The 23,619-nt window shown below is 69.7% G+C and carries 27 protein-coding genes and 4 tRNA genes; 15 read left to right on the top strand and 16 right to left on the bottom strand.

Going from position 1 to position 23,619, the window contains the following annotated elements; translation table 11 throughout:
- Nucleotides 1-77: 77 nt before the first annotated feature.
- Nucleotides 78-1,202: an FAD-binding oxidoreductase gene (locus tag AB0H43_RS00330; RefSeq protein ID WP_359994170.1), complete on the bottom strand. Its 1,125-nt coding sequence runs from the start codon at nucleotides 1,200-1,202 to the stop codon at nucleotides 78-80.
- A 245-nt stretch (nucleotides 1,203-1,447) separates the two neighbouring features.
- On the opposite strand from AB0H43_RS00330, the gene AB0H43_RS00325 reads away from it, so the two are divergent.
- Complete coding sequence (locus AB0H43_RS00325; protein WP_359995669.1) at nucleotides 1,448-3,517, top strand: S9 family peptidase; 2,070 nt, start codon at nucleotides 1,448-1,450, stop codon at nucleotides 3,515-3,517.
- An 87-nt stretch (nucleotides 3,518-3,604) separates the two neighbouring features.
- Here AB0H43_RS00325 and AB0H43_RS00320 read toward each other — a convergent pair whose 3' ends face one another.
- Entirely contained in the window at nucleotides 3,605-4,156 is a 552-nt protein-coding gene (locus tag AB0H43_RS00320) for a hypothetical protein (protein ID WP_359994167.1), read from the bottom strand.
- Between the two features lie 125 nt (nucleotides 4,157-4,281).
- Nucleotides 4,282-5,352 carry an alpha/beta hydrolase gene (locus AB0H43_RS00315; protein ID WP_359994164.1) on the bottom strand — a complete coding sequence of 357 codons (1,071 nt, stop codon included), beginning with the start codon at nucleotides 5,350-5,352 and terminating at the stop codon, nucleotides 4,282-4,284.
- Between the two features lie 97 nt (nucleotides 5,353-5,449).
- Here AB0H43_RS00315 and AB0H43_RS00310 point away from each other — a divergent pair, with 97 nt between their 5' ends.
- The gene (locus AB0H43_RS00310; RefSeq protein ID WP_359994161.1) at nucleotides 5,450-6,022 is read left to right on the top strand and encodes a TetR/AcrR family transcriptional regulator; all 573 of its coding nucleotides are present in this window, start codon (nucleotides 5,450-5,452) and stop codon (nucleotides 6,020-6,022) included.
- A gap of 159 nt (nucleotides 6,023-6,181) precedes the next feature.
- Here the strand turns inward: AB0H43_RS00310 and AB0H43_RS00305 are convergent, their stop codons facing one another.
- Nucleotides 6,182-6,385, bottom strand: a complete 204-nt coding sequence (locus tag AB0H43_RS00305) for a hypothetical protein (RefSeq protein ID WP_359994159.1) — start codon at nucleotides 6,383-6,385, stop codon at nucleotides 6,182-6,184.
- A 117-nt stretch (nucleotides 6,386-6,502) separates the two neighbouring features.
- Between AB0H43_RS00305 and AB0H43_RS00300 the strand changes: the two genes are divergently transcribed.
- Nucleotides 6,503-6,574 (top strand) — tRNA-Lys (locus AB0H43_RS00300).
- A 48-nt stretch (nucleotides 6,575-6,622) separates the two neighbouring features.
- Here AB0H43_RS00300 and AB0H43_RS00295 read toward each other — a convergent pair.
- A complete protein-coding gene (locus AB0H43_RS00295; RefSeq protein ID WP_359994157.1) occupies nucleotides 6,623-6,808 on the bottom strand; it encodes a DUF397 domain-containing protein in 186 nt (61 codons plus the stop codon).
- A 118-nt stretch (nucleotides 6,809-6,926) separates the two neighbouring features.
- On the bottom strand, nucleotides 6,927-7,727 hold the full coding sequence (locus AB0H43_RS00290) for an isocitrate lyase/phosphoenolpyruvate mutase family protein (protein ID WP_359994154.1): 801 nt from the start codon (nucleotides 7,725-7,727) through the stop codon (nucleotides 6,927-6,929).
- 88 nt (nucleotides 7,728-7,815) lie between these two features.
- On the opposite strand from AB0H43_RS00290, the gene AB0H43_RS00285 reads away from it, so the two are divergent.
- On the top strand, nucleotides 7,816-8,376 hold the full coding sequence (locus tag AB0H43_RS00285; RefSeq protein WP_359994152.1) for an NAD(P)H-dependent oxidoreductase: 561 nt from the start codon (nucleotides 7,816-7,818) through the stop codon (nucleotides 8,374-8,376).
- Here the strand turns inward: AB0H43_RS00285 and AB0H43_RS00280 are convergent.
- Nucleotides 8,365-9,249 carry a phytoene/squalene synthase family protein gene (locus tag AB0H43_RS00280; protein ID WP_359994149.1) on the bottom strand — a complete coding sequence of 295 codons (885 nt, stop codon included), beginning with the start codon at nucleotides 9,247-9,249 and terminating at the stop codon, nucleotides 8,365-8,367. The two genes, AB0H43_RS00285 and AB0H43_RS00280, sit on opposite strands and share 12 nt — an antisense overlap.
- 94 nt (nucleotides 9,250-9,343) lie before the next feature.
- Between AB0H43_RS00280 and crtI the strand changes: the two genes are divergently transcribed.
- The 6 genes from crtI (at nucleotide 9,344) to AB0H43_RS00250 (ending at nucleotide 13,076) form a co-directional block, all read left to right on the top strand.
- Nucleotides 9,344-10,831: a phytoene desaturase family protein gene (gene crtI / locus AB0H43_RS00275; protein WP_359994147.1), complete on the top strand. Its 1,488-nt coding sequence runs from the start codon at nucleotides 9,344-9,346 to the stop codon at nucleotides 10,829-10,831.
- Nucleotides 10,828-11,376: an isopentenyl-diphosphate Delta-isomerase gene (gene idi / locus AB0H43_RS00270; RefSeq protein WP_359994144.1), complete on the top strand. Its 549-nt coding sequence runs from the start codon at nucleotides 10,828-10,830 to the stop codon at nucleotides 11,374-11,376. Before crtI ends, idi begins: the two co-directional genes overlap by 4 nt.
- 267 nt (nucleotides 11,377-11,643) lie before the next feature.
- Entirely contained in the window at nucleotides 11,644-12,627 is a 984-nt protein-coding gene (locus tag AB0H43_RS00265; protein WP_359994141.1) for a polysaccharide deacetylase family protein, read from the top strand.
- A 151-nt stretch (nucleotides 12,628-12,778) separates the two neighbouring features.
- Nucleotides 12,779-12,851, top strand: a tRNA-Glu gene (locus AB0H43_RS00260).
- Between the two features lie 33 nt (nucleotides 12,852-12,884).
- A tRNA-Asp gene (locus tag AB0H43_RS00255) sits at nucleotides 12,885-12,961 on the top strand.
- Between the two features lie 41 nt (nucleotides 12,962-13,002).
- A tRNA-Phe gene (locus AB0H43_RS00250) sits at nucleotides 13,003-13,076 on the top strand.
- Between the two features lie 54 nt (nucleotides 13,077-13,130).
- Here the strand turns inward: AB0H43_RS00250 and AB0H43_RS00245 are convergent.
- From AB0H43_RS00245 to AB0H43_RS00235, 3 genes are read right to left on the bottom strand one after another with little or no spacing between them, the layout of a single operon-like run.
- Nucleotides 13,131-13,433, bottom strand: a complete 303-nt coding sequence (locus tag AB0H43_RS00245; RefSeq protein ID WP_359994138.1) for a type II toxin-antitoxin system PemK/MazF family toxin — start codon at nucleotides 13,431-13,433, stop codon at nucleotides 13,131-13,133.
- On the bottom strand, nucleotides 13,430-13,666 hold the full coding sequence (locus AB0H43_RS00240) for a hypothetical protein (protein ID WP_359994135.1): 237 nt from the start codon (nucleotides 13,664-13,666) through the stop codon (nucleotides 13,430-13,432). The genes AB0H43_RS00245 and AB0H43_RS00240 overlap by 4 nt, the downstream gene beginning before the upstream one ends.
- A gap of 27 nt (nucleotides 13,667-13,693) precedes the next feature.
- Nucleotides 13,694-14,083, bottom strand: a complete 390-nt coding sequence (locus AB0H43_RS00235) for a hypothetical protein (protein ID WP_359994133.1) — start codon at nucleotides 14,081-14,083, stop codon at nucleotides 13,694-13,696.
- Between the two features lie 125 nt (nucleotides 14,084-14,208).
- Here AB0H43_RS00235 and AB0H43_RS00230 point away from each other — a divergent pair, with 125 nt between their 5' ends.
- The 3 genes from AB0H43_RS00230 to AB0H43_RS00220 all read left to right on the top strand — a co-directional run bounded on the left by AB0H43_RS00230 (nucleotide 14,209) and on the right by AB0H43_RS00220 (nucleotide 17,494).
- A complete protein-coding gene (locus tag AB0H43_RS00230; RefSeq protein WP_359994130.1) occupies nucleotides 14,209-15,546 on the top strand; it encodes an ABC transporter substrate-binding protein in 1,338 nt (445 codons plus the stop codon).
- Nucleotides 15,547-15,636: 90 nt separating this feature from the next.
- Nucleotides 15,637-16,191, top strand: a complete 555-nt coding sequence (locus AB0H43_RS00225) for a hypothetical protein (RefSeq protein ID WP_359994128.1) — start codon at nucleotides 15,637-15,639, stop codon at nucleotides 16,189-16,191.
- A gap of 67 nt (nucleotides 16,192-16,258) precedes the next feature.
- Nucleotides 16,259-17,494 (top strand): PrsW family intramembrane metalloprotease, encoded by a 1,236-nt coding sequence (locus AB0H43_RS00220; RefSeq protein ID WP_359994125.1) that lies wholly within the window; start codon nucleotides 16,259-16,261, stop codon nucleotides 17,492-17,494.
- Nucleotides 17,495-17,504: 10 nt separating this feature from the next.
- On the opposite strand, the gene AB0H43_RS00215 is transcribed toward AB0H43_RS00220, so the two are convergent.
- The 3 genes from AB0H43_RS00215 to AB0H43_RS00205 all read right to left on the bottom strand — a co-directional run bounded on the left by AB0H43_RS00215 (nucleotide 17,505) and on the right by AB0H43_RS00205 (nucleotide 19,414).
- The gene (locus AB0H43_RS00215) at nucleotides 17,505-17,708 is read right to left on the bottom strand and encodes a hypothetical protein (RefSeq protein WP_359994122.1); all 204 of its coding nucleotides are present in this window, start codon (nucleotides 17,706-17,708) and stop codon (nucleotides 17,505-17,507) included.
- 157 nt (nucleotides 17,709-17,865) lie between these two features.
- Nucleotides 17,866-18,090, bottom strand: coding sequence for a DUF3073 domain-containing protein (locus AB0H43_RS00210; RefSeq protein ID WP_290855746.1), 225 nt, complete (start codon nucleotides 18,088-18,090; stop codon nucleotides 17,866-17,868).
- A 253-nt stretch (nucleotides 18,091-18,343) separates the two neighbouring features.
- Complete coding sequence (locus AB0H43_RS00205; RefSeq protein ID WP_359994119.1) at nucleotides 18,344-19,414, bottom strand: Glu/Leu/Phe/Val dehydrogenase; 1,071 nt, start codon at nucleotides 19,412-19,414, stop codon at nucleotides 18,344-18,346.
- 207 nt (nucleotides 19,415-19,621) lie between these two features.
- Between AB0H43_RS00205 and AB0H43_RS00200 the strand changes: the two genes are divergently transcribed.
- Both AB0H43_RS00200 and AB0H43_RS00195 read left to right on the top strand, forming a co-directional pair.
- Complete coding sequence (locus AB0H43_RS00200; RefSeq protein ID WP_359994116.1) at nucleotides 19,622-20,461, top strand: hypothetical protein; 840 nt, start codon at nucleotides 19,622-19,624, stop codon at nucleotides 20,459-20,461.
- A gap of 306 nt (nucleotides 20,462-20,767) precedes the next feature.
- Nucleotides 20,768-20,977: a BldC family transcriptional regulator gene (locus AB0H43_RS00195; RefSeq protein WP_007073996.1), complete on the top strand. Its 210-nt coding sequence runs from the start codon at nucleotides 20,768-20,770 to the stop codon at nucleotides 20,975-20,977.
- Between the two features lie 92 nt (nucleotides 20,978-21,069).
- Here AB0H43_RS00195 and AB0H43_RS00190 read toward each other — a convergent pair whose 3' ends face one another.
- From AB0H43_RS00190 to purM, 3 genes are all read right to left on the bottom strand, one after another.
- Complete coding sequence (locus AB0H43_RS00190) at nucleotides 21,070-21,297, bottom strand: hypothetical protein (RefSeq protein WP_359994108.1); 228 nt, start codon at nucleotides 21,295-21,297, stop codon at nucleotides 21,070-21,072.
- The gene (gene amcB, locus AB0H43_RS00185) at nucleotides 21,281-22,369 is read right to left on the bottom strand and encodes a cyclophane-forming radical SAM peptide maturase AmcB (RefSeq protein WP_359995666.1); all 1,089 of its coding nucleotides are present in this window, start codon (nucleotides 22,367-22,369) and stop codon (nucleotides 21,281-21,283) included. Before amcB ends, AB0H43_RS00190 begins: the two co-directional genes overlap by 17 nt.
- A gap of 98 nt (nucleotides 22,370-22,467) precedes the next feature.
- A complete protein-coding gene (purM, locus tag AB0H43_RS00180; RefSeq protein WP_359994105.1) occupies nucleotides 22,468-23,604 on the bottom strand; it encodes a phosphoribosylformylglycinamidine cyclo-ligase in 1,137 nt (378 codons plus the stop codon).
- Nucleotides 23,605-23,619: the final 15 nt, after the last annotated feature.

Genomic DNA, 23,619 nt, shown 5'->3' with positions numbered 1-23,619 from the left:
GCGTGAGGGCGAGGGCGCGCACGAAAGAGCCGCGCCGCCCAGCCGAGGGGGTTTGGCGGGCGGCGCGGCGGGCTCGGTCAGGCGTACAGGCGCTCCAGGCCGATGATTCGGCGGAGTTCAGCCGGCGCGGACAGGACGGTGACCTCACCGCCGCGACCCATGAGCACGTCGCGGCACGTTTCGAGGACGGCCCGGACGACCTCGGCGGGCAGCCGGGCGGGGATCGCCGCGTAGCCGACCCCGGCGCCGAGGCTGGCGCGGAAGGCGACGGGTGCGTTGGCCGCGTCGCGCATGGCGTATGCCACGGACGCGAGCGCGTCTGCCGGTGCGTCCATCCGGACGGAGACGTCGTCGCCGCGCCATGGGTAGCGCGCCCAGCCTTCGGGGGCGACGTCGTGGAAGCCCGTCTTCGGGCCGAACGCGTCGGCGAGTTCCCCGGCACGGTCGGTGGCGCTCGAGACGGACCCCTCGACCAGCACGGTCAGCGTGCCGACGTGCCCGATCCGCGACTGCGACCGGGCCGGCAGGTCGAGTTCGATCGCGGTCGGCGCGGAGCAGCAGGCCTCCATGCGGGCGATCAGCTCGCCGACCTCCAGCGGGGAGGCGACGTCGTGCGAGACGAAGCGGCTGGCCGGAGGCATCGGCTGGACCGGCAGCGTCGCGCTCACCAGGACGCCGGTCGGCAGCCAGCGGCGATCGGCCGGGTCCGGGTGCCGTTCGGCCGACTCCGGGCGGACGGGGCCGCATGCCATGTCGGGGTCGCCGAGCGCGATCAACGTGCCGCCGGCGCGGACGCCCCAGGCCCCGCGCAGCTGTTCACTCGGACGGCCGAACTTCATCGCGAGCGGACCGAACTCGTCGGTGGCCAGAATGCCGCCAACCGTCGCACCGGGTGACCGGGGATCGAGCGCTAACCGCAATCCGTATGTGGCCAGCCGAATCTGCGCCACTTGCAGCGGCACCCCGGCCCCGACGGTGACGACCGGGCTGCCCGGCTCGTAGTGCCAGGCGCTCAGATCGCCCGTGCTCAGGGTGATGTCTACATCAGACGGCTCGGTGAACCAGGCGGCCTTGCTGCCGGCGCCACGCGGCCGGATCTCCCGGCCCTTCTCGGCGGCGAACCGGAGGACGGTCGCGACCTCGTCGAGATGCTGCGGACGGGCAGTCCAGCGGCCGGTGCCGATCGGAGCCCGGATCGGCACAGTGCCCTCCAGAGCGCGAGCTGCCGCGAGCGTACGCGGAATGGGTATCATCTGCCCGCCTCACTGGGAGCCGATGGACGCGAAACGGCGGTGTCGGCAAGGGTTTTCCCTCGTTACCGCATTTCGTACCGCATTAGAACAACCGTTCGATATTTTAGACCTTCACTCGACCGGGCGCAATACAGCCAGTGGGTCGGTAACCTCACCGTGTGACCAACGCTCCTACTCAGATCTCTACTCTCTCGATCAAGCCTCCGGTGGCGAAGCGAGCGGCGCACATTCGCCGGCATCACGACGACGAGGTGATCGACGAGTACGCGTGGCTGCTGGACAAGGAAGACCCGGACACGGTCGCGTACCTGGAGGCGGAGAACGCCTACACCGAGCAGCGGACCGCCGCGCAGAAGGCGCTCCAGGAGACGGTGTTCGCGGAGATCAAACGCCGGACCCAGGAGACCGACCTGTCGGTGCCGGTCCGCAAGGGCGGCTACTGGTACTACACGCGTCAGGAGGAGGGCAAGCAGTACGGCATCCAGTGCCGTGTGCCCGCCGCCGACGATCCGACCCCGCCGCAGAGCGACGGCGGCCCGCTGCCCGGCGAGGAGATCCTGCTCGACGGGAACCAGCTCGCCGAGGGACACGAGTTCTTCCAGCTCGGCGCGTTCGACGTCGCCCCGGGTGGGCGGCTGCTCGCGTACTCGACGGATTTCACCGGCGACGAGCGCTTCACCCTGCGCGTCAAGGACCTGGCGACCGGGGCGGACCTGCCCGACGTGATCGACGACGTCTTCTACGGCGCGGCCTGGTCCGCGGACGCGGGCACCCTGCTCTACCTCACCGTGGATGAGGCCTGGCGGCCGAATCGCGTGTGGCGGCATCGGCTGGGCACCGACCGGGCTGACGACGCGCTGGTCCTGGAGGAGGCCGACGAGCGGTTCTGGCTCGGCGCCGAGCTGTCGCGTTCCGAGGAGTACCTGGTCATCGAGGCGCACAGCAAGGTCACGAGCGAGGCCTGGCTCATCCCGGCCACGGACCCGGCTGCCGCGCCGCGCACGGTCCGCGCGCGGCGCCAGGGCGTGGAATACACAGTAGAGCCCGACGGCGACCGGCTGCTCGTGCTCCACAACGACGGCGCGGAGGACTTCGAACTGGCCACCGCGCCGGTCGGCGCTCCCGCCGAGTGGACGCCGCTCATCGCGCATCACCGAGGGGTACGCCTGGAGGCGGTGGACGCGTTCGCGACGCACGTCGTGGTGTCCCTGCGCCGCAACGGTCTGACCGGGCTGCGGGTGCTGCCGAAGGACGGCGAGCCGTTCGACATCGCGTTCCCGGAGCCGATCTACACCGTCGGCCTCGGTGACAACCCGGACTACCTGACGCGGGCGATCCGACTCGGGTACGCGTCGCTGGTCACGCCGGACTCGGTCTTCGACTACCTGCTGGACGCCCCGGCCGACGAGCACTTGGTCCTGCGTAAGCGCAAGCCGGTGCTGGACGGGTTCGACCCCGAGCGGTATGAGCAGCATCGGGAGTGGGCGGTGGCCGACGACGGCACCCGCGTCCCGATCTCACTGATCTGCCTCGCCGGTACGCCCCGCGACGGCTCGGCGCCCTGTGTGCTCTACGGCTACGGATCGTACGAGACGAGCATGGACCCTTGGTTCTCCATTCCGCGACTGTCCTTGGTGGATCGCGGGGTCGTATTCGCCGTCGCGCACATCCGGGGCGGCGGGGAATTGGGCCGCCGTTGGTACGAGGAGGGCAAGCTCACCGCGAAGAAGAACACCTTCACCGATTTCGCGGCGGCCGCCCGGCACCTGCAGAAGAGCGGCTGGACCAGTCCGGATCGGACGGTGGCCCGGGGTGGCTCGGCCGGCGGCCTGCTCGTCGGCGCGGTCGCCAACCTCGCGCCCGAGCTGTTCGCCGGCATCGTCGCCCAGGTGCCGTTCGTCGACGCGCTCAACACGATCCTTCGGCCGGACCTGCCGCTGACCGTCACCGAATGGGAGGAGTGGGGCAACCCGCTCGAGTCCCCCGAGGTGTACGCGTACATGAAGAGCTACTCGCCCTACGAGAACGTCCGGGCTCAGCGTTATCCGGCGATCCTCGCGATGGGCGGGCTCAACGACACCCGGGTCCTGTACCACGAGCCGGCGAAGTGGATCGCTCGGCTTCGCGCGACCGCACCCGACGGGGACTACCTGCTCAAGACGGAGATGGGGGCCGGGCACGGCGGGCCGTCCGGGCGGTACGACGCCTGGAAGGAAGAGGCCTTCGTAGTCGCCTGGATCCTCACCCTCGTCGGCTCCCGGTAGCGCCTTTCTCGGCACTGGATCAGGGATATGGGTCGAATCTTGACCCAAGATTCGACCCATATCCCTGATCTGATTGGTCTGCTGCGCTCAGTCGTCGTCGTCCCGGCGGCGACGACGGCGGCGCGAGCTGCTGCGCGACCCGCTGCGACGGAACCGGGGCACGTACTCCAGCTCGTAGTCGCCGGTCCGGCGGCGGTACCGGCGGTACTGCCGCCGCGGGCCGAACTCCGAGTACATGATCGCGGTGGCCGCGCCGAAGATGACGTACGCCCCGAGCACGATCAGCCCGTTCTTGCCCATGTCCAGCAGCGATCCGCCGCGGATCTGGAGCACGATCAGCTGCAGGACGAGGTACCAGACGGTGCCGAAGACGAGCCCGACGCCGGCGGCGGGGATGAGCTGCCCGGTGACGAACCGGCCGATGAAGATGCCGAAGACCGCGCCGGCGAAGCCGCAGACGAACAGGGCGACCACGAAGTCGTTCTGGGTCGACTCCTGCCCGACGAGACGGCCGTACGCCTGGAGTTCGTCCAGGAAGTAGAGGACGGCGGCGAGCACCACGCCGCCGAGCACGCCACCGATGACGCCGGCGCCGAGCCGGCTGATCACGTTGACGCGAGGGACGTATCCGTCACTCATATCGGTTTGTGCTCCCAGCTAAGAGGGGTGTGGCAGAGCGGTGCGCACCCTACGGCCTCGCGCCCGGTTCCGCGTACTCGACACGCGGAAGCCAGGCGCGAGGTGGCCGAACGGCCGATGTCCGATCAGCTGACCGTCACCATCGGACGGACGTGCTTGAGGAGCTGAGTCAGGAACCGGTCGGGCTGGGTGAATGCGGCGAAGTGGCTGGCGTCCTCGATCAGGGCCATCGCCTTCACGGGGGCCTCCACCCGCTCGAAGAACTCGACCGCCGGCTCGGTCAGGGTCAGCACGTCCGAAGCGCCCTGCAGCAGGAAGAACGGGACCTCGAAACGGGTGCCGCCGGCGTACGCGTCGTAGCGCATCACCTCGTCGTGCATCTGCTTCTGCGTGTCCATGAACCCGGCCAGCAGGTGCTTCACGCCGGCGAGCGAATACAGCGGTGACGTCATGGCCAGCGGGAACAGCAGCTTCGCGACGCCGTTCGGGGTCACCGGGTCCGTCTTCATCGTCACGTCCATCTTCACCTGCCAGGCGCGCAGGTCCCACTGGTTCGGGTCGTCGCCGATCTTCTCCAGCGCCGCGATCGCCTTGGTGTTGCCGGCCGCGCGTACGCGCTCCAGCGCCTGGCGGTAGCCGTCCTGCTCGTTGCGGTACATGTCGGCGTACAGGTCGGTGCAGACCAGCGCGGAGAAGAGGTCGGGCCGGCGACGGGCCAGCGGCAGGCCGAGCATCGTCCCCATCGACCCGGCGAGCAGGACGACCTTGTTCTGGTCGAGGTGTGCGCGGACGAAGTCGATGACCTCGACGGCGTCGTCGGCCAGCTGGGCGAACGTGTTGGCGGCCGGGTCGGCCGGGCCGCTGCGGGCGCGGGTCTTGCCCACGCCACGGCGATCCCACTGGACCACGGTGAAGTGCTTCTCCCACGACCGGATCAGCGGCGTGAAGACCGCGTACGGCGAGCCGGGGCCCCCGTGCAGGACGAACAACACCGGGTTGGCCCGGTCCTCGCCCCGGATCTGCACCCACTGCTCCACGCCGCCGACGCGCAGGTAGTGCTCCTCGGCGATGCCGTTCGGGGTGGTGATCGCCAGCTGCTTCGCGGTCGCCGAGCGGCGTACCGCTCGATAACCAAGAGCGCCCACGACGGGCAGCGCGACGACGGCGGCGGTGGCGGCGGCGACGGTCTCGATCATTTCGGTTTCCTTCCGGAGGGATGTTCTGAGGGGCTCGGCGATTACTGTACAACCGTCTCAGACAAATGTGCAAGACGGTTGTGCTACCTTCTTGGGCATGGGAAACCGAGAGGATCTGCTGGAGGGCGCGAAGCGCTGCCTCTACGAGAAGGGGTACGCGCGCACGACCGCGCGGGACGTCGCCACCGCCGCCGGCGTGAGCCTCGCGGCGATCGGCTACCACTACGGGACCAAGGAAGCGCTGATGAACACGGCGCTGCTCCAGGCGCTGGAGGAATGGGGCGAAGATCTGGCCCGCACGATGGCGGTCGAAACCGACCCGGCGGCCACCCCGGCGCAGCGCCTGGAATCGGTCTGGACGAACGTTCTGCAGTCGTTCGCCGACCACCGTGCGCTGTGGAGTGTCCAGTTCGAAGTGCTGGGCCGGCTCGATCCCGAGATGCAGCAGACCTTCGCGGCGGCCAACCGCGGTGCCCGGCTTGCCTTGGCCGAACTTTTCGGGGACTTCGCGGGCGGAACGCTCACTGAAGATCAGGCACTCGCGCTCGGCACGTTCTATCAAGCGCTACTCGGCGGCGTGGCCACACAATGGCTCGTCAACCCGGAGGGTGCGCTGACCGGCGCGCAATTCGTCAGCGCCGTACGCGCCCTGGCCCCACTGTCCCGCTAGCGGTGCTCTCCTGGCAGCGCTGGATCAGGGATCTGGGTCGAATCTTGGCTCAAGATTCGACGCAGGTCCCTGATCCAGCGCCCAAGAGGGAGGTGCCGTCCGAGCGGTGAAGACGCGAAACGCGCCGCCCCGGCGAGGGCGGCGCGTCGGCGACGGCGTTCAGATCGACCGGGCGATCTCGGCGAGGACGTCGCTGGGTACCTCGACGACCGTCTCGTGACCCGGAATGTCCAGCTGCCGCAGGGTTTCCGGGTCGGTGACCCGCCAGCCCTGGACGAGGTAGGTGTCGCGGTCGGTCTTGTACAGGGAAGGACAGTTGTTGTCGCTAGAAAGTGCGGTCTTGCGGATGAAGGTCAAATGCACGTCGGTCAGCATAACGGACATGTCTGTCATGGATGCGGTGACCGGACGCCACCGGATAAAGCGATCTTGCTCTCCGCGAAGCGCTGACCCGGTCGTTTCCGGTACCCTTCTCGCGGCGGGGCATTAGCTCAATGGCAGAGCTGCGGACTTTTAATCCGTAGGTTGTAGGTTCGAGTCCTACATGCCCCACGCATGCGACGGCCCCCACCCCGGCGAGGGTGGGGGCCGACGGCGTACTCAGGAGTCGAATTCGCCGGCCTTCACGCCGGTGACGAAGGACTCCCACGCGATGGCCGAGAACACCAGCAGTTCGCCGGCGCGGTCCTTGGAGTCGCGGACTTCGACCTGCCCGCGGCGGGCGCGGACTTCGACGCAGTTGGTGTCGTTGCTACGCGTGCTGGTGTGCCACTGCTCGGTGAGCAATTCGGGCTCCCTGGGTGAGATGTAGATCCTGGGCGGATGTCCGGTTTGTCATATCACAGCGGGGCCTCCACTGTGGCCCGACAGGCCCGAGCCGATCTTCCGCTCACCGGGATGCCGATCAGCGGCGGAGAAGGGCGTTCAACGTTCCATAGTCGACGCCGTCCGCGACCGTCTCGTATGTGCCGTGGGCGTACGCCTCTTCGGCCGCCCGGCGCACCAATGCGTACGCCGCTTGCGCGATCGACGAGCCGAGGCTGGCCCGGGCCACGCCCAGTTCCGCGAGTTCGCCGATGGTGGGCGAACCCGGGCCGACGAGGATGTTCAGCGGGGCTGGAATGGCGGCCACCAGTTCCTTGATGGTCGCCGGATCCGTGACGCCCGGCACGAAGACGCCGTCCGCACCCGCCGCCACGTACGCCGTCGCACGTTCCACGGTCTCGTCCAGTCCGCCGGCACCGGCGAGGAAGGTGTCGATCCGGGCGTTGACGAACAGCCCTGAATCGGCGGCTGCGGAGCGGATCGCCGCGAGACGCTCGGCCTGCTCGGCGACGGTACGCAGCACGGTCGGCCCGCCGTGGGAGTTGTCCTCGATGTTGATGCCGGCCGCCCCGGCCGCGATCACCGCGCGTGCCGTCTCGGCGACCTCGTCCGCGGTCGCGCCGAAGCCGGACTCGATGTCTGCGGAGACCGGTACGCCGACCGCCCGGACGACGCGGGCGATCAGGTCGACGGCCTGGTCGCGGGCCAGCATGTCGCCGTCGGGCGCGCCGAGGCTCCAGGCGACCCCGGCGCTGGTGGTGGCTACGGCCGGCGCACCGGTCGCCGCGACGACGGCGGCGCTGGCGGCGTCCCAGGCGTTCGCCAGGACGAGCGGGCGACCGGGGACGTGCAGGGAACGAAGGAGTTCGGCGTGAGTCATGAGCCAAGCTTCGGCCGGGCGCCTGAACCCCGGTATTGATTCGGTCCCACCTGAATCATCCGGGCTCGCCGAATGACAGGATCAGGCGGTGCGGATCCTGGTGATGGGTGCTTCGCTGCGCCCCGGCTCGTTCAACGTGCGGCTGGCCGAGCTGGCCGCCTCGGTCCTCCGGGATCAGGAGGTCGAGGTCGATCTCGCCCGGTACGCCGAGTTCCAGGTGCCGGGATACGACGCGAGTGCCGAGGACGGTCAGGGAGTTCCCGACGGTGCGCGCCGATTCGCCGACCGGCTGCGGGCGGCGGACGCGTTCGTCCTCGTGAGCCCGGAGTACAACGCGAGCGTTCCGGGAACCCTGAAGAATCTCGTCGACTGGGTGTCCAGGCTGAAGCCTCAGCCGTTCTGGGGCCACCACGGGCTGCTCATGAGTGCTTCGCCCCGGCTGACGGGTGGCAACCGCGGCTTGTGGGCGTTGCGCGTACCGCTGGAGCATCTCGGCGCGCGGATGTTTCCCGAGATGGTCTCGGTGGCGCAGGCCGACACGGCGTTCGCCGAGGACGGCGGGATCGCCGAGGAGAAGCAGGCCAAACGCATGCGGCGGACGATCGAGGACTTCGTGGCGCTCGTCCGAGCGGTGCGGTCACGCCCGTAACGCGCTGAGCGCCAGCCGGATGCGGCGGGCCGGGGGCACGACGACGCGCTCGGCGAACACGTCCCGCCCCCGCGCTTCCACCTCGTCCAGGATCGCACCGTAGACCCGGTGCGCCACCCGCACACAACGGGCCGATGCCGGGGGCAGCAGGTCGACGCCCGGCTGCGCGGCCGCGTAGTGGACCCGGGCGCGGCTCATGGCGTACCCGATGAGCGAGCTGATGGACGTCGCGGCGGGCCCGGCCGCACGCAGCGAGCGGCCCGCGGTGGCCGCCTGGAGATCTTCACCGCGGACGCCGAACTTCCGCAGGTCCGCCTGCGGGAGGTAGACCCGGCCGCGACCCAGGTCCTCCGCGATGTCGCGGATGAAGTTGGTGAGCTGAAAGGCGAGGCCGAGCTGGCGCGCGGGCTCCCGCGCGGCCGCGCGGTCGGCGGGCGCCAAGATCGGCAGCAGCATGGTGCCGATCACCGCGGCCGATCCATCCATGTAGACGAGCAGGTCGTCGTAGGTCTCATAGCGGGCGATCGTGAGATCCATCGCCATGCTGCCGAGGAACCGGTCCAGGTCCGCGACGTCGAGATCCAGCTCACGCACGGTCCGCACGACGGCCGGCAGGATCGGGTCGTCCGCCACCGCCGCCGGGTCCGCGAGCCCCGCGTGGAGGCGATCACCCAGGTGGGCCAGGGCCTGCGCGGGTTCCTTCCGCCCAGGCGTATCGACCATGTCGTCAGCGGTACGCGTAAAGCCGTAGAGCGCGTGCACGTGACGCCTGGACGCGGCGGGCAGCAGGCGAGTCGCCAGGTAATAGCTGCGACCATGGCGGCGATGCAGTTCCCGGCATCGCTGGTACGCCGCCGCGACCTGCTCGTTCACCCGTCTCCCAGCTCTGTCGGATAATCACCAGTACGCAAGGGTACGGGGCCTGCCGGTGCGGGTTCGCCGGGAGCCGCGTGCGACGATTCGAAACGTGCGAACCATCTCCGGTCAGACAAATCGGGTCATAGTCGTCGGGGCGGGCCTCGGTGGGCTCGCCTGCGCGCTGCATCTGGCCGGGGCCGGCCGCGACGTCACGGTGATCGAACGAGCCGGGATCCCCGGCGGCCGGGCGGGCCGGTTGGAGCTGGACGGCTACCGGTTCGACCTCGGGCCGACCGTGCTGACCGCGCCAGACCTGCTCGCCGAGCCGATGGCGGCGGTCGGGGAGAACCTGGAGGACTGGCTCGACCTGATCCGGCTGGACCCGGCGTACCGGGCGCACTATCCGGACGGCAGCACCCTGGACGTCACCGCAGACCAGGACCGGATGGAGCAGGCCGTCGCCGAGCTGTGCGGCGCCCGGGAGGCTGCCGGCTACCGCCGGTTCGTGGCCTGGGCCGAGCGACTGTGGAGGCTCGAACGGCGCGACTTCATCGACCGGAACCTGGACGGGCCGCGCGACCTGCTCACGGCCAACCTGATCAAGCTCGCCCTGACCGGTGGGTTCCGCCGGCTCGGCCCGAAGATCTCACAGTTCTTCAGCGACCCCCGGACCCGGCGGATCTTCTCCTTCCAGGCGCTCTACGCCGGACTCGCCCCCGACCACGCCCTCGCCCTGTACGCGGTGATCTCCTACCTCGACACGGTGGCCGGGGTGTATCACCCGCGTGGCGGTATGCACGCCGTACCGCAGGCGCTGGCGGACGTCGCGGTCAAGCACGGGGTGACCTTCCGCTACGACACCACGGTGTCCGGAGTGGAGACGCGCGGCGACCGGGCGGTCGCGGTGCACACCGTCGACGGGGAACGCATACCGGCCGACGCCGTGGTGTTGAACCCGGATCTGGCCGCCGCGTTCTCGCTGCTCCCGACGCCCGCGCCGAGCCGGCTGGAGCGGCTGCGCCCCAGTCCCAGCTGCGTCGTCCTGCACCTCGGCGCACGTGCCCAGTACGCCGGGATCGCCCACCACAACCTGCACTTCGGGCGGGCCTGGGAGCGTACCTTCGCGGAGGTCATCGACCGCGGCGAACTGATGACCGACCCCTCGTTGCTGGTCACGAACCCCACGAAGACCGACGACACCGCCGCGCCACCGGGCCGGCAGACCTACTACGTGCTGGCGCCGGTGCCGAACCTCACCGTGGCCCCCGTGACCTGGACGACCGCGATGAGCCGCCGGTACGCCGGTGAGCTGATGGCGACCCTCGAGGAACGCGGCTACTACGACCTCGGCCTGGACCTGGAGGTCTCGCACGTCGTCACCCCGGCCGACTGGGCGCGCGACGGGCACGTCGCCGGCAGTCCCTTCTCGTACGCCCACACGTTCGCGCAGACCGGACCGTTCCGGCCCGGCAACCTGCATCCCGGGCTGTCCAACGTGGTCTTCACGGGCAGCGGCACCCAGCCGGGTGTCGGCGTACCGATGGTGCTCATCTCGGGCAAGCTCGCCGCCCGCCGGATCACAGGAGACCTCGCATGACCCTTTCCGTTCGTGAGTCGCTGCTGGTGGAGCTCGTCTCCGAGACCGGCGAGCCGATCGGCGAGACGACCGTCGCCGACGCCCACACCGCGCCCGGCCGCCTGCACCGGGCGTTCTCCGTGCACCTCCTGGACACCTCCGGCCGGCTCCTGCTGCAACAGCGGGCCGCGGTGAAGACCCGGTTCCCGCTACGCTGGGCCAACGCCTGCTGCGGGCACCCGTCGCCCGGCACCACGGTGGTCGACGCCGCCCTCACCCGGCTCGCCGAAGAACTCGGCGTCGTCGACGACCTCACCCTGACCGAGGTGGGCGTCCACCTCTACCGGGCCGGCGACCCCGACACCGGGCTCGTCGAGCACGAGTACGACCACGTGCTGCTCGGCATCGTCGACGCCGACCGGCTCGCCCTGCGACCCGACCCGGCCGAAGTCGCCGCCGTCCGGTGGGTCGACCCCGGCGACCTGCGTACGGCGATGGCCGCCAACCCCACCCAGTACTCGCCTTGGCTGCCCGGCGTGACCTCCCTCGCCCTCCCCCTCCCGTGACCCCTCCCCCCGGCTGTTTCCGCGCGATCATGAACTAGCGGTCGTGATCTTGATGGAATCGTGTGGGCGGGTGGGTGGTGGTGTCGTGTCCGGGGCTCCCTGATCGATCCCACAAGTCCCTGATCGATCTCGCGAGTCGGACTCGCGATCTCGCCCCGGCCGTGGAAGGCTGGGCGCTTGTGACTGCCGGGCCCTCGCGGTGGTCTGCGGGGAACCGCGTGAGGGACACCACCCCCGGTACGCCGGCAGCCGTCCTGGGGAGGAAGCATGCCGGTGCCCCGTGTCCGCGAGCTGGCCGGTCGAACCGGCGCGGGCTTATCGCGCCTGGTCAAGAGGCTCGGCCACGTGCTGGCGCGGGCTGGGGCGGCCTTCGTACCGTGGGTGCTGAGCCAGCTGCGCCGACTGCGGGTCTGGGCGCAAAGCCCCAGCGTGCTCTCATCGCGGGCGCGCCGATCCGTCGCCAGCGCCGGGTTCGTCGCGATCCTCGGGGTCGCGGCCCTCGGCAGCTGCCTGTCGGGTACGCCGAAGCCGGACACGAACGTGTCAGCGAGTGCGCCCCCCTCGTCATCGGCCAGCCCCTCGGTATCGCCGTCACCGTCCCCGTCGGCGACACCCGCCCCGCCGAGGAAAGTCGACGAGTCGAAGCCTCCGAAGGGCTCGGTCATGACGCATACCGGGGATGCCTCGGTTGCGTTGACCTTCGACGACGGCCCCCAGCCGACGTGGACTCCCCGCATCCTCGACCAATTGAAGGCAGCCGGGGTCAAGGCGACGTTCTGCCTGATCGGGCGGCAGGTGAAGGCGAACGCCGCCCTCGTACGCCGAATGGTCGCGGAGGGGCACACGCTGTGCAACCACAGCTGGTCGCACGACCTGCGCCTCGGCCACCGCACGGATGCCCAGATCAAGGCCGACGTTCTGCGTACGGACGCGGCGATCCACGCGGTCGTCCCCGGCGTACCCATCCGCTATTTCCGCCAGCCCGGCGGCGAGTGGACGGCTGGTGAGGTGAAGATCCTCAAGCAGATGGGCAAGGTCGCGCTCGGCTGGGCGGTCGACCCGTGGGATTGGAAGAATCCGGGCGTATCCCAGATCGTCAGCCGTGTTCTAGGCCACACTTCGCGGGGCGCGATCGTGCTGATGCACGACGGCGGCGGGGATCGGAGCCAGACGAACGCGGCGCTCCGGCAGATCCTCCCGGCGTTGAAGGCCAAGTTCGTTCTCCGAGCGCTCCCGACAGGTACCGCTTGACCTGCACGAACATCCCGATACGCCGGGCCGACGCGTAGCGGGAGGTCGATTTGGCGGGCCGGGAGGGCATCGCATATGCTTTGCAAGCCTCCGGCGGGGCCGGATGGGAGCTAAAGCAGCCTGAGTCGCAATGTGCGATGATGGTTCGGCCGCCCTCATCGTCTAGCGGCCCAGGACGCCGCCCTTTCAAGGCGGTAGCACGGGTTCGAATCCCGTTGGGGGCACGGAAGGGAGACTGGTACAGTCTCCCGAAGCAAGGTCCTGTGGAGCAGTTGGAGTGCTCGCCGCCCTGTCAAGGCGGAGGTCGCGGGTTCAAGTCCCGTCAGGACCGCCAGCGCTGACGCCGCGCGTAGTTGCGCGGCGTTCGTGTTGAACGGCCAGGTAGCTCAGTTGGTACGAGCGTCCGACTGAAAATCGGAAGGTCGGCGGTTCGACCCCGCCCCTGGCCACCTCCCTCGCATGACCAGGCCGAAGGCCTGGTCATTTCGCGTTTCTGCGCCCGCTCACAGCCCGAAGAGGGCCCGGACCGCTTCGCCGATGCGAGCCAGGCTCGCTCCCGTGAGCATGCCCACCGGGCCGGAGAGCCGGTCGGGGTTGATGGTGCCGAGGGTGGCGAGGTCGACCGCACCGCCGACCGGGTCGGGGTCGGCGAGCGGGACCATCGTGGGCACCAGCGGCGTCGCCCGCCTCGTCAGGTACGCGCACACCGGCCAGGAGACCGAGTTGTGGACTTCGTTGGAGAGCACGACGACGCGTACGGCTGGTCCGGAGGCGGGCGAGTAGTCCCACACCACGCCCCGGTTCACGCGGATTCAACCTGGTGGAAGTGGCGGAGGCGCTCGGCTTCGGTGTCGGCGATGAAGCGACGGCGGCGGGCGGCGTCCTTGCGGGCCGGGTCGGCGCTGCTGTCGCGGGTCGCCTTGTCGTAGATCGCGCGGGCGAGCCACTCCCCGAGCGGTACGCCGTCGTGGCGCGCCCGGTCGCGCAGGACCTCCAGCGCGTGCTCGGGCAGCGAGGTCATCAGGTTTACCTGCGCCATGCCCGAAATGATGACACGTCCGCCGTTTCAGCGCTCGCGATGGTGCAGCGTGGCCACGGTGGACCCGGCCAGGGTGAGCAGGCAGTCCTCCAGCCGGCCGTCTTCCTGGGCCGCCCCGACCAGCGCCTGGGCCGTCGGCTCGTCCTCGTTCAGGTACGCGCTGATGAACCGTGCGACCCACCGGGCGTCGTACTGCGCCTCGTCGATCTCGGGGAACTCGAGGGACCACAGGCCGGACGGGTTGCCATCGCCGGTGATCGTTCCGGCGAGGCACCAGGCCACCCCGAGCGCGCCCGAAATACCCTGGTCGCCGACGACGGTGCCGACGGTTTCGACCGCTGCCGCCCGGTCGCCCGCCAGGGCCTGGTCGAGCAGCAGTGCCGCGTCTTCGAAGACGCGGTGGGGATCGGCGGTCACGGTTGGGAGCGTACGACGCGATGTCAACGCAACCGGGCAGGGACAACTTTGATGACCACTTCCCGACAGAACCCGTCGCGCGCTAGTCTCCGGGACGAGTTGATCGTTCAGGAAGGCGACCCCTCATGCGCCCAACGCCCGGGATCCGGCTGTTTCTGTGCGCCGCGCTGGCGCTGAGCGTCGCCGCCTGCGGCGAGAAGGACACGCCTACGAACAGTCATCAGTCGATCCGGTTCTACGGCGCCGACGGCAACATGAAGAACACGATCGGCGAGCCGGTGGGCAAGGCCCAGCCTGGTCTCATCGACGGCATGAAGGGCACGACCCCGCTCACGCCGATCACCGAGGAGTTCAAGGCGCGCCTGCGGGCGATCGACCCCAATCTCAAGGACTATTCGTACGCCGGTGAGTCCTACGACGCGATGGTCATCATGGCGCTGGCGACCCAGTTGGCCCGGACGACCGACGCGACCGTGGTGAAGAACTACATCAACGGCGTGACGATCGGCGGCAAGGACTGCTCCACTCCGGAGGATTGCCTGTCGCTGGCCCGCAAGGGCACCGACCTGCGGTATGTCGGCATCACCGTGAAGACCGGCTTCAAGGACAAGGGTGAGCCCTCCACCACGTCGTACGGGACGCTGCACTTCAGCGGGGACAGCCAGATCAACAAGCAGCTGACGGAATACGTCGGGGCCGGCACCGAGGCGGCCGCCTCCACCGATCCCGGACCCGCGCCGGTGAAGACGTCGGTGAAGGAGAGCGGTGCTCCGCTGATCATCGGCGGACTGACCGCGATCACGGGCACGAACTCGGGGAGCAACCCGCCGAAGCGGGCCGGCGCCCGGCTGGCGATCGAGGAGATCAACGCGGCGGGCGGCGTACTGGGCAAGCCGGTGCAGTTCCTGGACGGCGACGACGGCACCAACGCCGACAAGGGCAAGGCCGCGATGGACGCGCAGATCACCCAGGGCGCCCAGATGTTCTTCGGGCCGTCCAGCTCCGGTGTCGCGACGAAGCTCATCCCCGAGGCGGCGGCGCGCAAGGTCATCCTGTTCGCGCCGTCGGCGACCTCGGCCGCGCTGAGCTCGATCGACGACGGCGGCTACTTCTTCCGGGCCGCGCCGTCGGACGAACTCCAGTCCCGGGCGTTGGCGGACGTCATCATGCGTGACGGGCTGCGCAAGATCAGCATTCTGTACCGCAAGGACCCGTACGGCGAGGGGCTTCAGCAGGGCGTCAAGGCCGAACTGGTCAAGGCGGGGGTCGACGAGATCGACATCCAGGTCGTCGGCTACGACGTCCCGGCCAGCGGCAAGGCCGAGGATCTGAAGATCCCGGACCAGGCCGCGCAGGTGAAGGAGTTCGGCGCGGAAGGCGTGCTCATCATCGGCCTCACCGAGTCCACCTACGCCCTTCTGGAGCTGGCCGCGGCCGGCGTCGATCCGCGTATCGCCGGCTGAGCGAAGGCCGTCGGGAGAAGCGAGCCGGGGCGTCGCCCGAAAGAACGCATAAGTCGGACACGTGGGGGCCACCCAAGCTACCTTCGGATCATGGCGACCGCGGGGACCCGGCTGCTGCGCAATCTGGCCAGCAGCATCGCCGTGCTGGGCGCCATCCTGTTCGTGGCCTGGGGTCTGCCGGCGATCAACCGGATGGTGCCGGCCGGTGCCTCGACCGTCGGCGGGCGGGCGTACGCCGTTGGCGGGGGTGTCGTTGTGATCCCCCCGGAACAGGCCGAACTCGATCTCACCAACACCCGTCCGGGTGCCGACCGGGGCACGGCGCTGTTCCTGATCGGCCCGGTCCGGTACGTCATCGTGGTCGCGCCCTTCGGCGGCGACCTGACGGCCGCGGCGGCGAAGTTGCGCGCGAAGATCACCGGTACGCGCGGCTACCAGGTCACCGGCGCGGAGGACCCGATGACCACGACGGGCGGGCTGACGGGCGTACAGGGGTCGTACACCGCACCCGGACGTCTCGGCCGGTACGCCGTCTTCCTGAGCGGCGGGCGGTCGATCGAGGTGACGGTCAGCGGCGCCGAATCCGAGTTGGCCAACCTCATGACGGGGATCGAGGCGAGCATCGCGTCGATCCAGCAGAGGTAGGCCGCCGATGTCGACCGAATCCGTCCGGCCCACTCCGCGGACCGCCCGCGCCGTACGCTCGCTTCAGATGCCGGCCTTCTGGCTGCTCAGCGGACTGCTGGTGGTCTGCGGGATCCACCTGCTGGGGATCTTTCAGACGGCGTACGGGAGATGGCCGACGGCGACGCTGACGGCGATCGTCCTCTTCGGGCTGTACGCCGTGCCGTTCTGGCTCTTCATCGCCTCGCTGGACTTCCTCGAACGGGAGCCGTGGCTGTTGCTGGCGACCGCGTTCGCCTGGGGTGCCGCCGTCGCCCCGATCGTCGCCATCCCCGGCAATCGGGCCGTGCACGACCTGCTGGCCAAGCTGATCTCGCCCGAGTTCGCCGCCGCCTGGGGGTCGGCCATCGCCGGGCCGACCGTCGAGGAGCTGCTCAAGGGGCTGGGCGTCGTCGTCCTCGTCCTGATCGCCCGCGCGCAGATCAACAGCGTGCTGGACGGCATGGTCTACGGCGCGCTCGTCGGACTCGGCTTCCAGATCGTCGAGGACATCATCTACGCGGTCAACGCGGTTGCGGTCGCCGGGCAGGGCGACGAGATCGGCCCGGTGATCTCCACCGTCTTCCTCCGGGGTTTCCTGTCCGGCCTGTGGAGCCACACGATCTTCTCCGCGCTCGTCGGCGGCGGGATCGCGTACTTCCTGGTGCACACCCAGCGGTCGCTGCTGAACCGCCTCGCGGGCGTCGCGGTGGGCTTCGGCGGGGCCTGGTTCCTGCACTTCCTCTGGAACTCGCCGCTGCTGGCTGACGGCGTGGGCGGCGGCGTCGGCGGCATCCTGCTCGGCCTGCTGATCAAAGGCATCCCGGCGCTGCTGCTGGTGCTCAGCCTGGCCTGGCTGGCCCGGTCCCGCGAGGCGCGCTTCTACCTGGCCGAGCTCGGCGAGCTCGGCGATCCGCACGTCGCGACGCCGGGCGAGGTGGGCACGCTGGCCGAGGCCCACCTGCGGGCCCGGGCTCGCCATCACGCCAAGAAGGTCGCCGGGGGCAAGGGCGAGCGCGCGGTCCGCACGTTGCAGCGTGCGCAGTGCCGGTACGCCGTCGAACTGGCCCGAGCCCGCGCGGCCCATGGCGCACCGGGCGCCGACCCCGTCGTGGCCGGGGCTCGGCAGAGCGTGCTGGAAGCCCGGCACCGCCTGGCCCAGCTCGGCGTCGACGAGGCCCTGCCCGGTACGCACAAACACCGCCGCTGGCTCTGGTGGGCGCTGGCGGCGGTGCTGGTGGTGCTGTTGCTGATGTCGGCGTTCCGCGCGCTGGGCGGCGGCTGACCGGCGACGTTCAGACGTTGTCGGGCTTGCCGTCCTGATCGAGGTCGACCAGCGTCACGTCGACCACACCGTCATGGTTGTGATCGAGTTCCACCAGGTCGGAAACGCCGTCGCCGTCGGTGTCCTTGACCCAGACGTCGGCCTTGCCGTCGCCGTCGGTGTCAAAGGTGACCAGCGTGTTTTCCTCGTCGCCGCGAGTCTCAATGTCACTCATGAGGCATCAGGCTAGGCGCTGGGCGCAAAACGCACCACACCCACGACGGATCCCGCTGAGGCAGCCCCACGCCGTTGTGGCGGCACGTGAAGATCGCTACCCCACAGGAGGCGCGCTCAAGTCGCGCGGGCCTGGTGGATAGCGATCTTCGACGGCGTTACCGGGAACGCCGTATCGCCCAGTTGGGGTCGTCGTCCGCGTCTTCAGAGTCATCATCGTCGGCGTCGTACTCGTCGTACTCGTCGTCGAGCTGCTCATCAGACTTCGCGGCGGCGGCTCCACCGAGTTCTCGCTGCAACGCCGCGAGGTCGGTGTTCGGGGAGTGGTACTTCAACTCCCTGGCCACCTTAGTCTGCTTGGCCTTAGCTCGGCCGCGTCCCATGGACCGACCCCCTCGCACATGAATGTCGGGGCAGCCCGAAGGCGGGCCCCGATGACGTCAGGCATCTCTCGTGGGTCATACGGTACACAGTCGTTGCCGACTTCGGCACCTCGGGCTCCACTCCATGTTGCCGTGCCGCGCGCAAACTGTCTGATTTGCGACGGTAAGGGGTTCGTTGCGGATTCGGTCGTGACCCGCGGAACGCACCACCCGGAGCGCTCACGCGGGTCGCGACCGGCCCTTGCAGAGCATTTCAGCGCGGCAGGCGGATCGTCTGCAGCCGGCCGACCTCGGCCATCCGCCGCTCCGCGAGGCGATCGGCCGCGGTGGCGGGCGACACACCTTCGGCGTCGGCGAGTTCGAGGATCTGCTTCGTGGTCGTGTAGATCTTGGTCGCCCGCAGCTTGGCGCGGTCGAAGTTGAAGCCCTCGATCTCGTCGGCCACCTGGATCACGCCGCCGGCGTTGACGACGTAGTCCGGCGCGTAAAGGATCCCGCGCTCGGCGAGCAGCTTCTCCACCCCCGGGTGGGCCAGCTGGTTGTTGGCCGCCCCGGCGACGATCTGCGCCCGCAGCACGGGAACGGTGTCGTCGTTGAGCGCCCCGCCGAGGGCGCACGGCGCGTACACCTCGATGTCGCTGGTGATCAGTTCCTGCACATCCCCCACCAGCGTGATCTGCGGGTGGGTCTGGCGCGCCCAGGCGAGCGCGGCCTCGCTGGGGTCGGTCGCCACGACCTCGGCGCCGTCCTCGAGCAGGTGGACCGCGAGGTACTTGCCGACCTTGCCCAGGCCCGCGAGGCCGACCCGGCGGCCGCGCAGCGACGGCGAGCCCCAGCGGTGCTCGGCGGCGGCGCGCATGCCCTGGAAGACGCCCCACGCGGTGAGGATGGACGAGTCGCCCGCGCCGCCGTGCTCCACGCTCCGGCCGGTCACGAACCGGGTTTCGCGGGCCACCACGTCCATGTCCTGGACGTAGGTGCCGACATCGCAGGCCGTCCAGTAGCGGCCGTTGAGCGACTGCACGAACCGGCCGTACGCCCGGAGCAGCCCCTCGGTCTTGTCCCGCACCGGGTCACCCCAGATGACGGCCTTGCCGCCGCCGAGGTCCAGTCCCGCGAGAGCGTTCTTGTACGCCATCCCGCGAGACAACTCCAGCACGTCGTGCAGCGCCTCCTCCTCGGAGGCGTACGGGTAGAAGCGCGTGCCGCCGAGTGCGGGGCCGAGCGCGGTGGAATAGACGCCGATGATCGCTTTGAGGCCAGTGGCCCGGTCTTGGCAGAAGACGACCTGTTCGTGACCGGTGTCGGCGCTGAAGACGCCCATGAGAACTCCTCGTTGAGTCTGTCGCGCCGTTGTGGGGCGCGGGCCGCTGGACCCCGCATGGGGTGGCGCGAGGTCTCTCTTCGGAGCCTACTGGAGACGCTGGTCGAGACGGTGGCCGCGACCACACGGCGAGACACCGGCGACCGGTGCGGCAGCGGGTGCCTCGTGTACGTGCGGGAAGGCCCTGGAGCGTGGGAGGATCGCCACGTGCCGTCACAGTTCGCCGCGTACCTACGCGTCTATGAGCCGTTGGCCGCGTTCGACCGGGATCGTCAGCGCTTCTGGCGCCGTTACCTCGACGAGGGACGGGCCGTCGGGCCGGCCGAGGGGCCCGGTCGTCAGCGTGTCACCGTGCTCGAGGCGCTCGGCGCGAGCTGGTCGCGGCTGCCGGATCTGCCCGACGAGGCGTACGTGCTGACGACCGAGTCCGGCGCGCTCATCTGCCCCTGGAATCTGCGCGTACGCGTGGCGGAGGCGGCGCTCACGGCGCGGGCCGGCGTACCCGCCGTCCTCGCCGACGCGTTCGTCCCGCCCGCCCTGGCCGGGCTCGCTCAGACGGTGGTCAGCGACTTCCGGGGCGGCGCCCGGGTGCTCGACCACGGTCTGCCGCGCGTGCACGAGCACGTCGCGACGTGGGGCGTACCGCTGCGGTGGTTCCTCTTCGTGGACTTCGCCGAGCGGGAGATCAGCGTCGACGCCGGTCGGCGCCTGCTGCGCTATCGGACCGAGATCGGCAAGGCACGCCGGCGAGCCCATCAGGGCCTGGCCATTCTGCGCCGGACGATGGGGGACGCGGCGATCACCGAATCGGTCGCCGAGGGTACGCGCTGGCTGGAGGAGTTCCACCCGGGATCCATGGTCGAGCTCGACTACGGCGGCCTCGTGCATCTGTTCAATGATCAGGCGCTGTTCGACGACGACTCGCCGGGGCTGGTCGCCGCCGGGCTGGCCGCGTTGAACACCGGTGACGGCGAGGCGGCGACGGACCATTACGAGCGCCTGGTCGAGCGCTGGCGTGAGATCCAGCTCATGGAGCGGTACAACTGATCATCCGGTCGCGTTACTCGCCGGTACTCGGGAAGCTACTCGACCGAGGGATTTTGTCCGTAATTGAAGCTTTCTGCGGGCATTGAAAAACGCCTCGAACTAAGCACAATTCCGGCCTATGCCGTCATCCCAAGAGGGCATTTTGTACCCCTTTTTGCGGAAATATCATTGATTCATCATCCGTCCATCTACGGACCTTCACCCGTTCGGCCCATGTCGGACATCGTGGACGAGCCGGACTATGGGAGGCGCGTCGGCCGGCGGGACCCCGGCCCTCGTTTACAGGTACTTGTGGAGGAGTGACCCATGGCGTCGCGTACGCACGAACCCGAGCCGCTGCTGACCCCCGCCGAGGTGGCGTCGATGTTCCGTGTCGACCCCAAGACGGTGACCCGGTGGGCGAAGGCGGGCAAGCTCAGCGCCATCCGCACGCTGGGTGGACACCGCCGTTACCGCGAGTCGGAGGTGCGGGCGCTCCTGCAGGGCCAGATCCCGCAGCAGCGCCAGGGCGACTGAACCCGCCCATCCCCCGGCTGACACCCCTGCTGTTGGAGGGAGCCTGGCCGTCCGACCTGGACGGTGTGGGCTCCCTTCAGCTATGCCCCCGGCTACTTCTGCGGGCGGTTGGAGAACTGGTAGAACGTCGGGAACGCGTCCTCGAACGGGCGCGGCCCGGCCACCGGGTCGGCGCCGGGGAGCCTCTCGGGCGAGCCGCCAGGAGTGCGGTCAGTGACGACTCGGCGCGACCAGATCTCCTCGGCCGCCTCGACCAGCGCGGCGACGCCGTCGGCGCGTACGCGGTCGGCCAGGTCGGGCGCCTCAGTGGGGTGCGGCATGGTCCAGGACTCCCTCCATCAGGCGGATCTTGCTGTTGCGGCAGTGCTCCGTGACGGTCGTGTCGAACCGGCCGTGCTCGAAGTATCGGTTGGCGGCATGGCCGCCGCCACAGAACCCGAAATAGGCGCAGCTGTCCCGGCAGGCTTCCACGCCCCGCAGGTACTCGCTGATCCAGCGGGATTCCGTGGCGTGGGCGACGATCTCGGCCAGCGGCGTACTCGTCACGTTGCCGCTGCTGAAGTCGCCGTACTGCGGGCTGCTGAAACCGGCCAGCTCCGGGGAGACCAGCACGACCGAGCCGTCGTAGGCGATCGTCGGGATCGGATCCACCTGGCGCGGGAGGACTTCGTCCGCCTCGTCGCGGCGCAGCGCTCCGGCGTACCGGATGGCGAACTCGATGTCGCGCAGCTCGATGGCGGGGTCGGCCCGCCAGGCCGCGGTGAGTTCCGCCCAGAAACCGCGGACGTCCTCCTCGGCGTGGGCGTTGCTGCGGGTGTTGACGCCCTCGCGCTCCTCGATGTTGATGCCCAGGGCGTAACAGCCCAGCTCACGGAAGAACGGGTACAGCTCGCGCGCGAGCGCCGGGGTCGGGTCGGAGACCACGCACAGGGCCGCGAACGGCAGGCCGTGCCGTCGCAAGGCGTCGGCTCCGCGCATGATCTGCTGGTACGCCTCTCGGCCGGCCCGGTCGACGCGCTGCGCGGTGAGGTGCCGCGGGCCGTCGACACTGAGTCCGATGTGGATGTCGTACGCCCGGAAGAACTCACACCACTCGTCGTCGACGAGCGTGGCGTTGGTTTGGAGATGGTGTTCGACGCCCTGGAACGGCGCCATGAGGTCGACGAGACGTTCGCGGCCGGTCGCCGTGGGCTCGCCGCCGTGCCACACCACGGAGAACCGCCGGGCGTCGGCCGCCCACGCGTTGACCGTCTGCGCCACGGACTCGGCGACGGCCGGAGCCATCCGCCGGTCTTCCTTGCGCCATGGCAGATAGCAGTAGGCGCAGTCCAAATTGCACAGCGTCGTGGGCTGCAGGATCACATATGAGGGCACCGAGGCGATGCCCCGCATGCCGGTGAACCGGTGTACGGAGGCCATCGCCACCTCCCCGCGGTTGCCGCTGCGCCCAGTCTGGCGCATGGACGCCAGACTGGGGAGCCCGCTTTACGTCAGCCGCGCGTGTGCGAGCCGAGCATCCGGACGTTGCCCTCGCCCTCGACGACCTCGCCGACCGACCAGGCCTCGACACCGCGCGCGGTGAGCAGCGCCATCGCCCGGTCGGCGTCGTTCGCGGCGACGACGGCGAACATGCCGACGCCCATGTTGAAGGTCGACTCCATCTCGGGCTGCTCGATCCGGCCCCGGCTCTGCACGAGGTCGAAGATCGGCTGCGGCCGCCACGTCGAGCGGTCCACGATGGCGTCCATCGTGTCCGGCAGCACCCGGTTGAGGTTGCCCGGGATGCCGCCGCCCGTGACGTGCGCCAGCGCGTGCACCTCGCACTCGGCGATCAGCGTGAGGCAGTCCTGGGCGTAGATCTTGGTGGGGGTGAGCAGTTCCTCGCCCAGCGTGTGGTTCACGCCGAGGTCCTCGATGACGCTGCTCAGCCGGAGCCGGCCCTGCCCCATCAGGACGTGACGGACGAGCGAGTAGCCGTTGGAGTGCAGGCCTGACGACCGCATCGCGATGACCACGTCGCCCAGCTGTACGCGTTCGCGGCTGAGGATCTCGTCCTCCTCCACGACGCCCACGCCGTTGGCGGAAAGGTCGTACTCGTGGGCCTTCATCACGCCCGGGTGCTCGGCCGTCTCTCCACCGAGCAGCGCACAGCCCGCGGTGCGGCAGCCGTCGGCGATGCCCGCGCCGATCTCGGCGACCCGGTCGGGAACGACCTCGCCACAGGCGATGTAGTCCAGCAGGAAGAGCGGTTCGGCGCCGCACGCCACCAGGTCGTCCACGACCATGGCGACGAGGTCGATGCCGACCGTGTCGTGGATGTCCATCTGCTGGGCGATCACGAGCTTGGTCCCCACGCCGTCGGTCGAGGACGCCAGCACCGGCTTCTTGTACTTCGTGACGTCGAGGCGGAACAGGCCGGAGAAGCCGCCCAGCCCGCCCAGCACCTCCGGCCGGTGGGTCCGCTGCACCTTCGACTTGAGCAGCTCCACCGCCTGGTCACCGGCGTGGATGGAGACGCCGGCGTCCGCGTAGGTCGCCTGGCGCGTACGGCCGTTGCCGTTCTCAGCGTTCCAGAGTTGACGGCCGCCCGCGCCGTCGGTGGCTGGGCGCTCGGCTACGTGCGTCACGGTGGTTCTCCCCTT

It is taken from the genome of Hamadaea sp. NPDC050747 (assembly GCF_040654195.1).
Lineage (GTDB): Bacteria > Actinomycetota > Actinomycetes > Mycobacteriales > Micromonosporaceae > Hamadaea.
This window is presented reverse-complemented; position numbering and strand designations above follow the sequence as displayed.

What these genes read in the sequence shown, in the direction of transcription:
- AB0H43_RS00315 (WP_359994164.1), bottom strand. Translation starts at nt 5,352, where the DNA reads ATGATCGAGACCGTCGCCGCCGCCACCGCCGCCGTCGTCGCGCTGCCC.
- AB0H43_RS00225 (WP_359994128.1), top strand. Translation starts at nt 15,637, where the DNA reads ATGGCGACCGCGGGGACCCGGCTGCTGCGCAATCTGGCCAGCAGCATC.
- AB0H43_RS00195 (WP_007073996.1), top strand. Translation starts at nt 20,768, where the DNA reads ATGGCGTCGCGTACGCACGAACCCGAGCCGCTGCTGACCCCCGCCGAG.
- AB0H43_RS00210 (WP_290855746.1), bottom strand. Translation starts at nt 18,090, where the DNA reads ATGGGACGCGGCCGAGCTAAGGCCAAGCAGACTAAGGTGGCCAGGGAG.
- AB0H43_RS00290 (WP_359994154.1), bottom strand. Translation starts at nt 7,727, where the DNA reads ATGACTCACGCCGAACTCCTTCGTTCCCTGCACGTCCCCGGTCGCCCG.
- amcB (WP_359995666.1), bottom strand. Translation starts at nt 22,369, where the DNA reads ATGCGGGGCATCGCCTCGGTGCCCTCATATGTGATCCTGCAGCCCACG.
- AB0H43_RS00240 (WP_359994135.1), bottom strand. Translation starts at nt 13,666, where the DNA reads ATGGCGCAGGTAAACCTGATGACCTCGCTGCCCGAGCACGCGCTGGAG.
- AB0H43_RS00215 (WP_359994122.1), bottom strand. Translation starts at nt 17,708, where the DNA reads ATGAGTGACATTGAGACTCGCGGCGACGAGGAAAACACGCTGGTCACC.
- idi (WP_359994144.1), top strand. Translation starts at nt 10,828, where the DNA reads ATGACCCTTTCCGTTCGTGAGTCGCTGCTGGTGGAGCTCGTCTCCGAG.
- AB0H43_RS00205 (WP_359994119.1), bottom strand. Translation starts at nt 19,414, where the DNA reads ATGGGCGTCTTCAGCGCCGACACCGGTCACGAACAGGTCGTCTTCTGC.
- AB0H43_RS00320 (WP_359994167.1), bottom strand. Translation starts at nt 4,156, where the DNA reads ATGAGTGACGGATACGTCCCTCGCGTCAACGTGATCAGCCGGCTCGGC.
- AB0H43_RS00230 (WP_359994130.1), top strand. Translation starts at nt 14,209, where the DNA reads ATGCGCCCAACGCCCGGGATCCGGCTGTTTCTGTGCGCCGCGCTGGCG.
- AB0H43_RS00190 (WP_359994108.1), bottom strand. Translation starts at nt 21,297, where the DNA reads ATGCCGCACCCCACTGAGGCGCCCGACCTGGCCGACCGCGTACGCGCC.
- AB0H43_RS00220 (WP_359994125.1), top strand. Translation starts at nt 16,259, where the DNA reads ATGCCGGCCTTCTGGCTGCTCAGCGGACTGCTGGTGGTCTGCGGGATC.
- AB0H43_RS00310 (WP_359994161.1), top strand. Translation starts at nt 5,450, where the DNA reads ATGGGAAACCGAGAGGATCTGCTGGAGGGCGCGAAGCGCTGCCTCTAC.
- AB0H43_RS00265 (WP_359994141.1), top strand. Translation starts at nt 11,644, where the DNA reads ATGCCGGTGCCCCGTGTCCGCGAGCTGGCCGGTCGAACCGGCGCGGGC.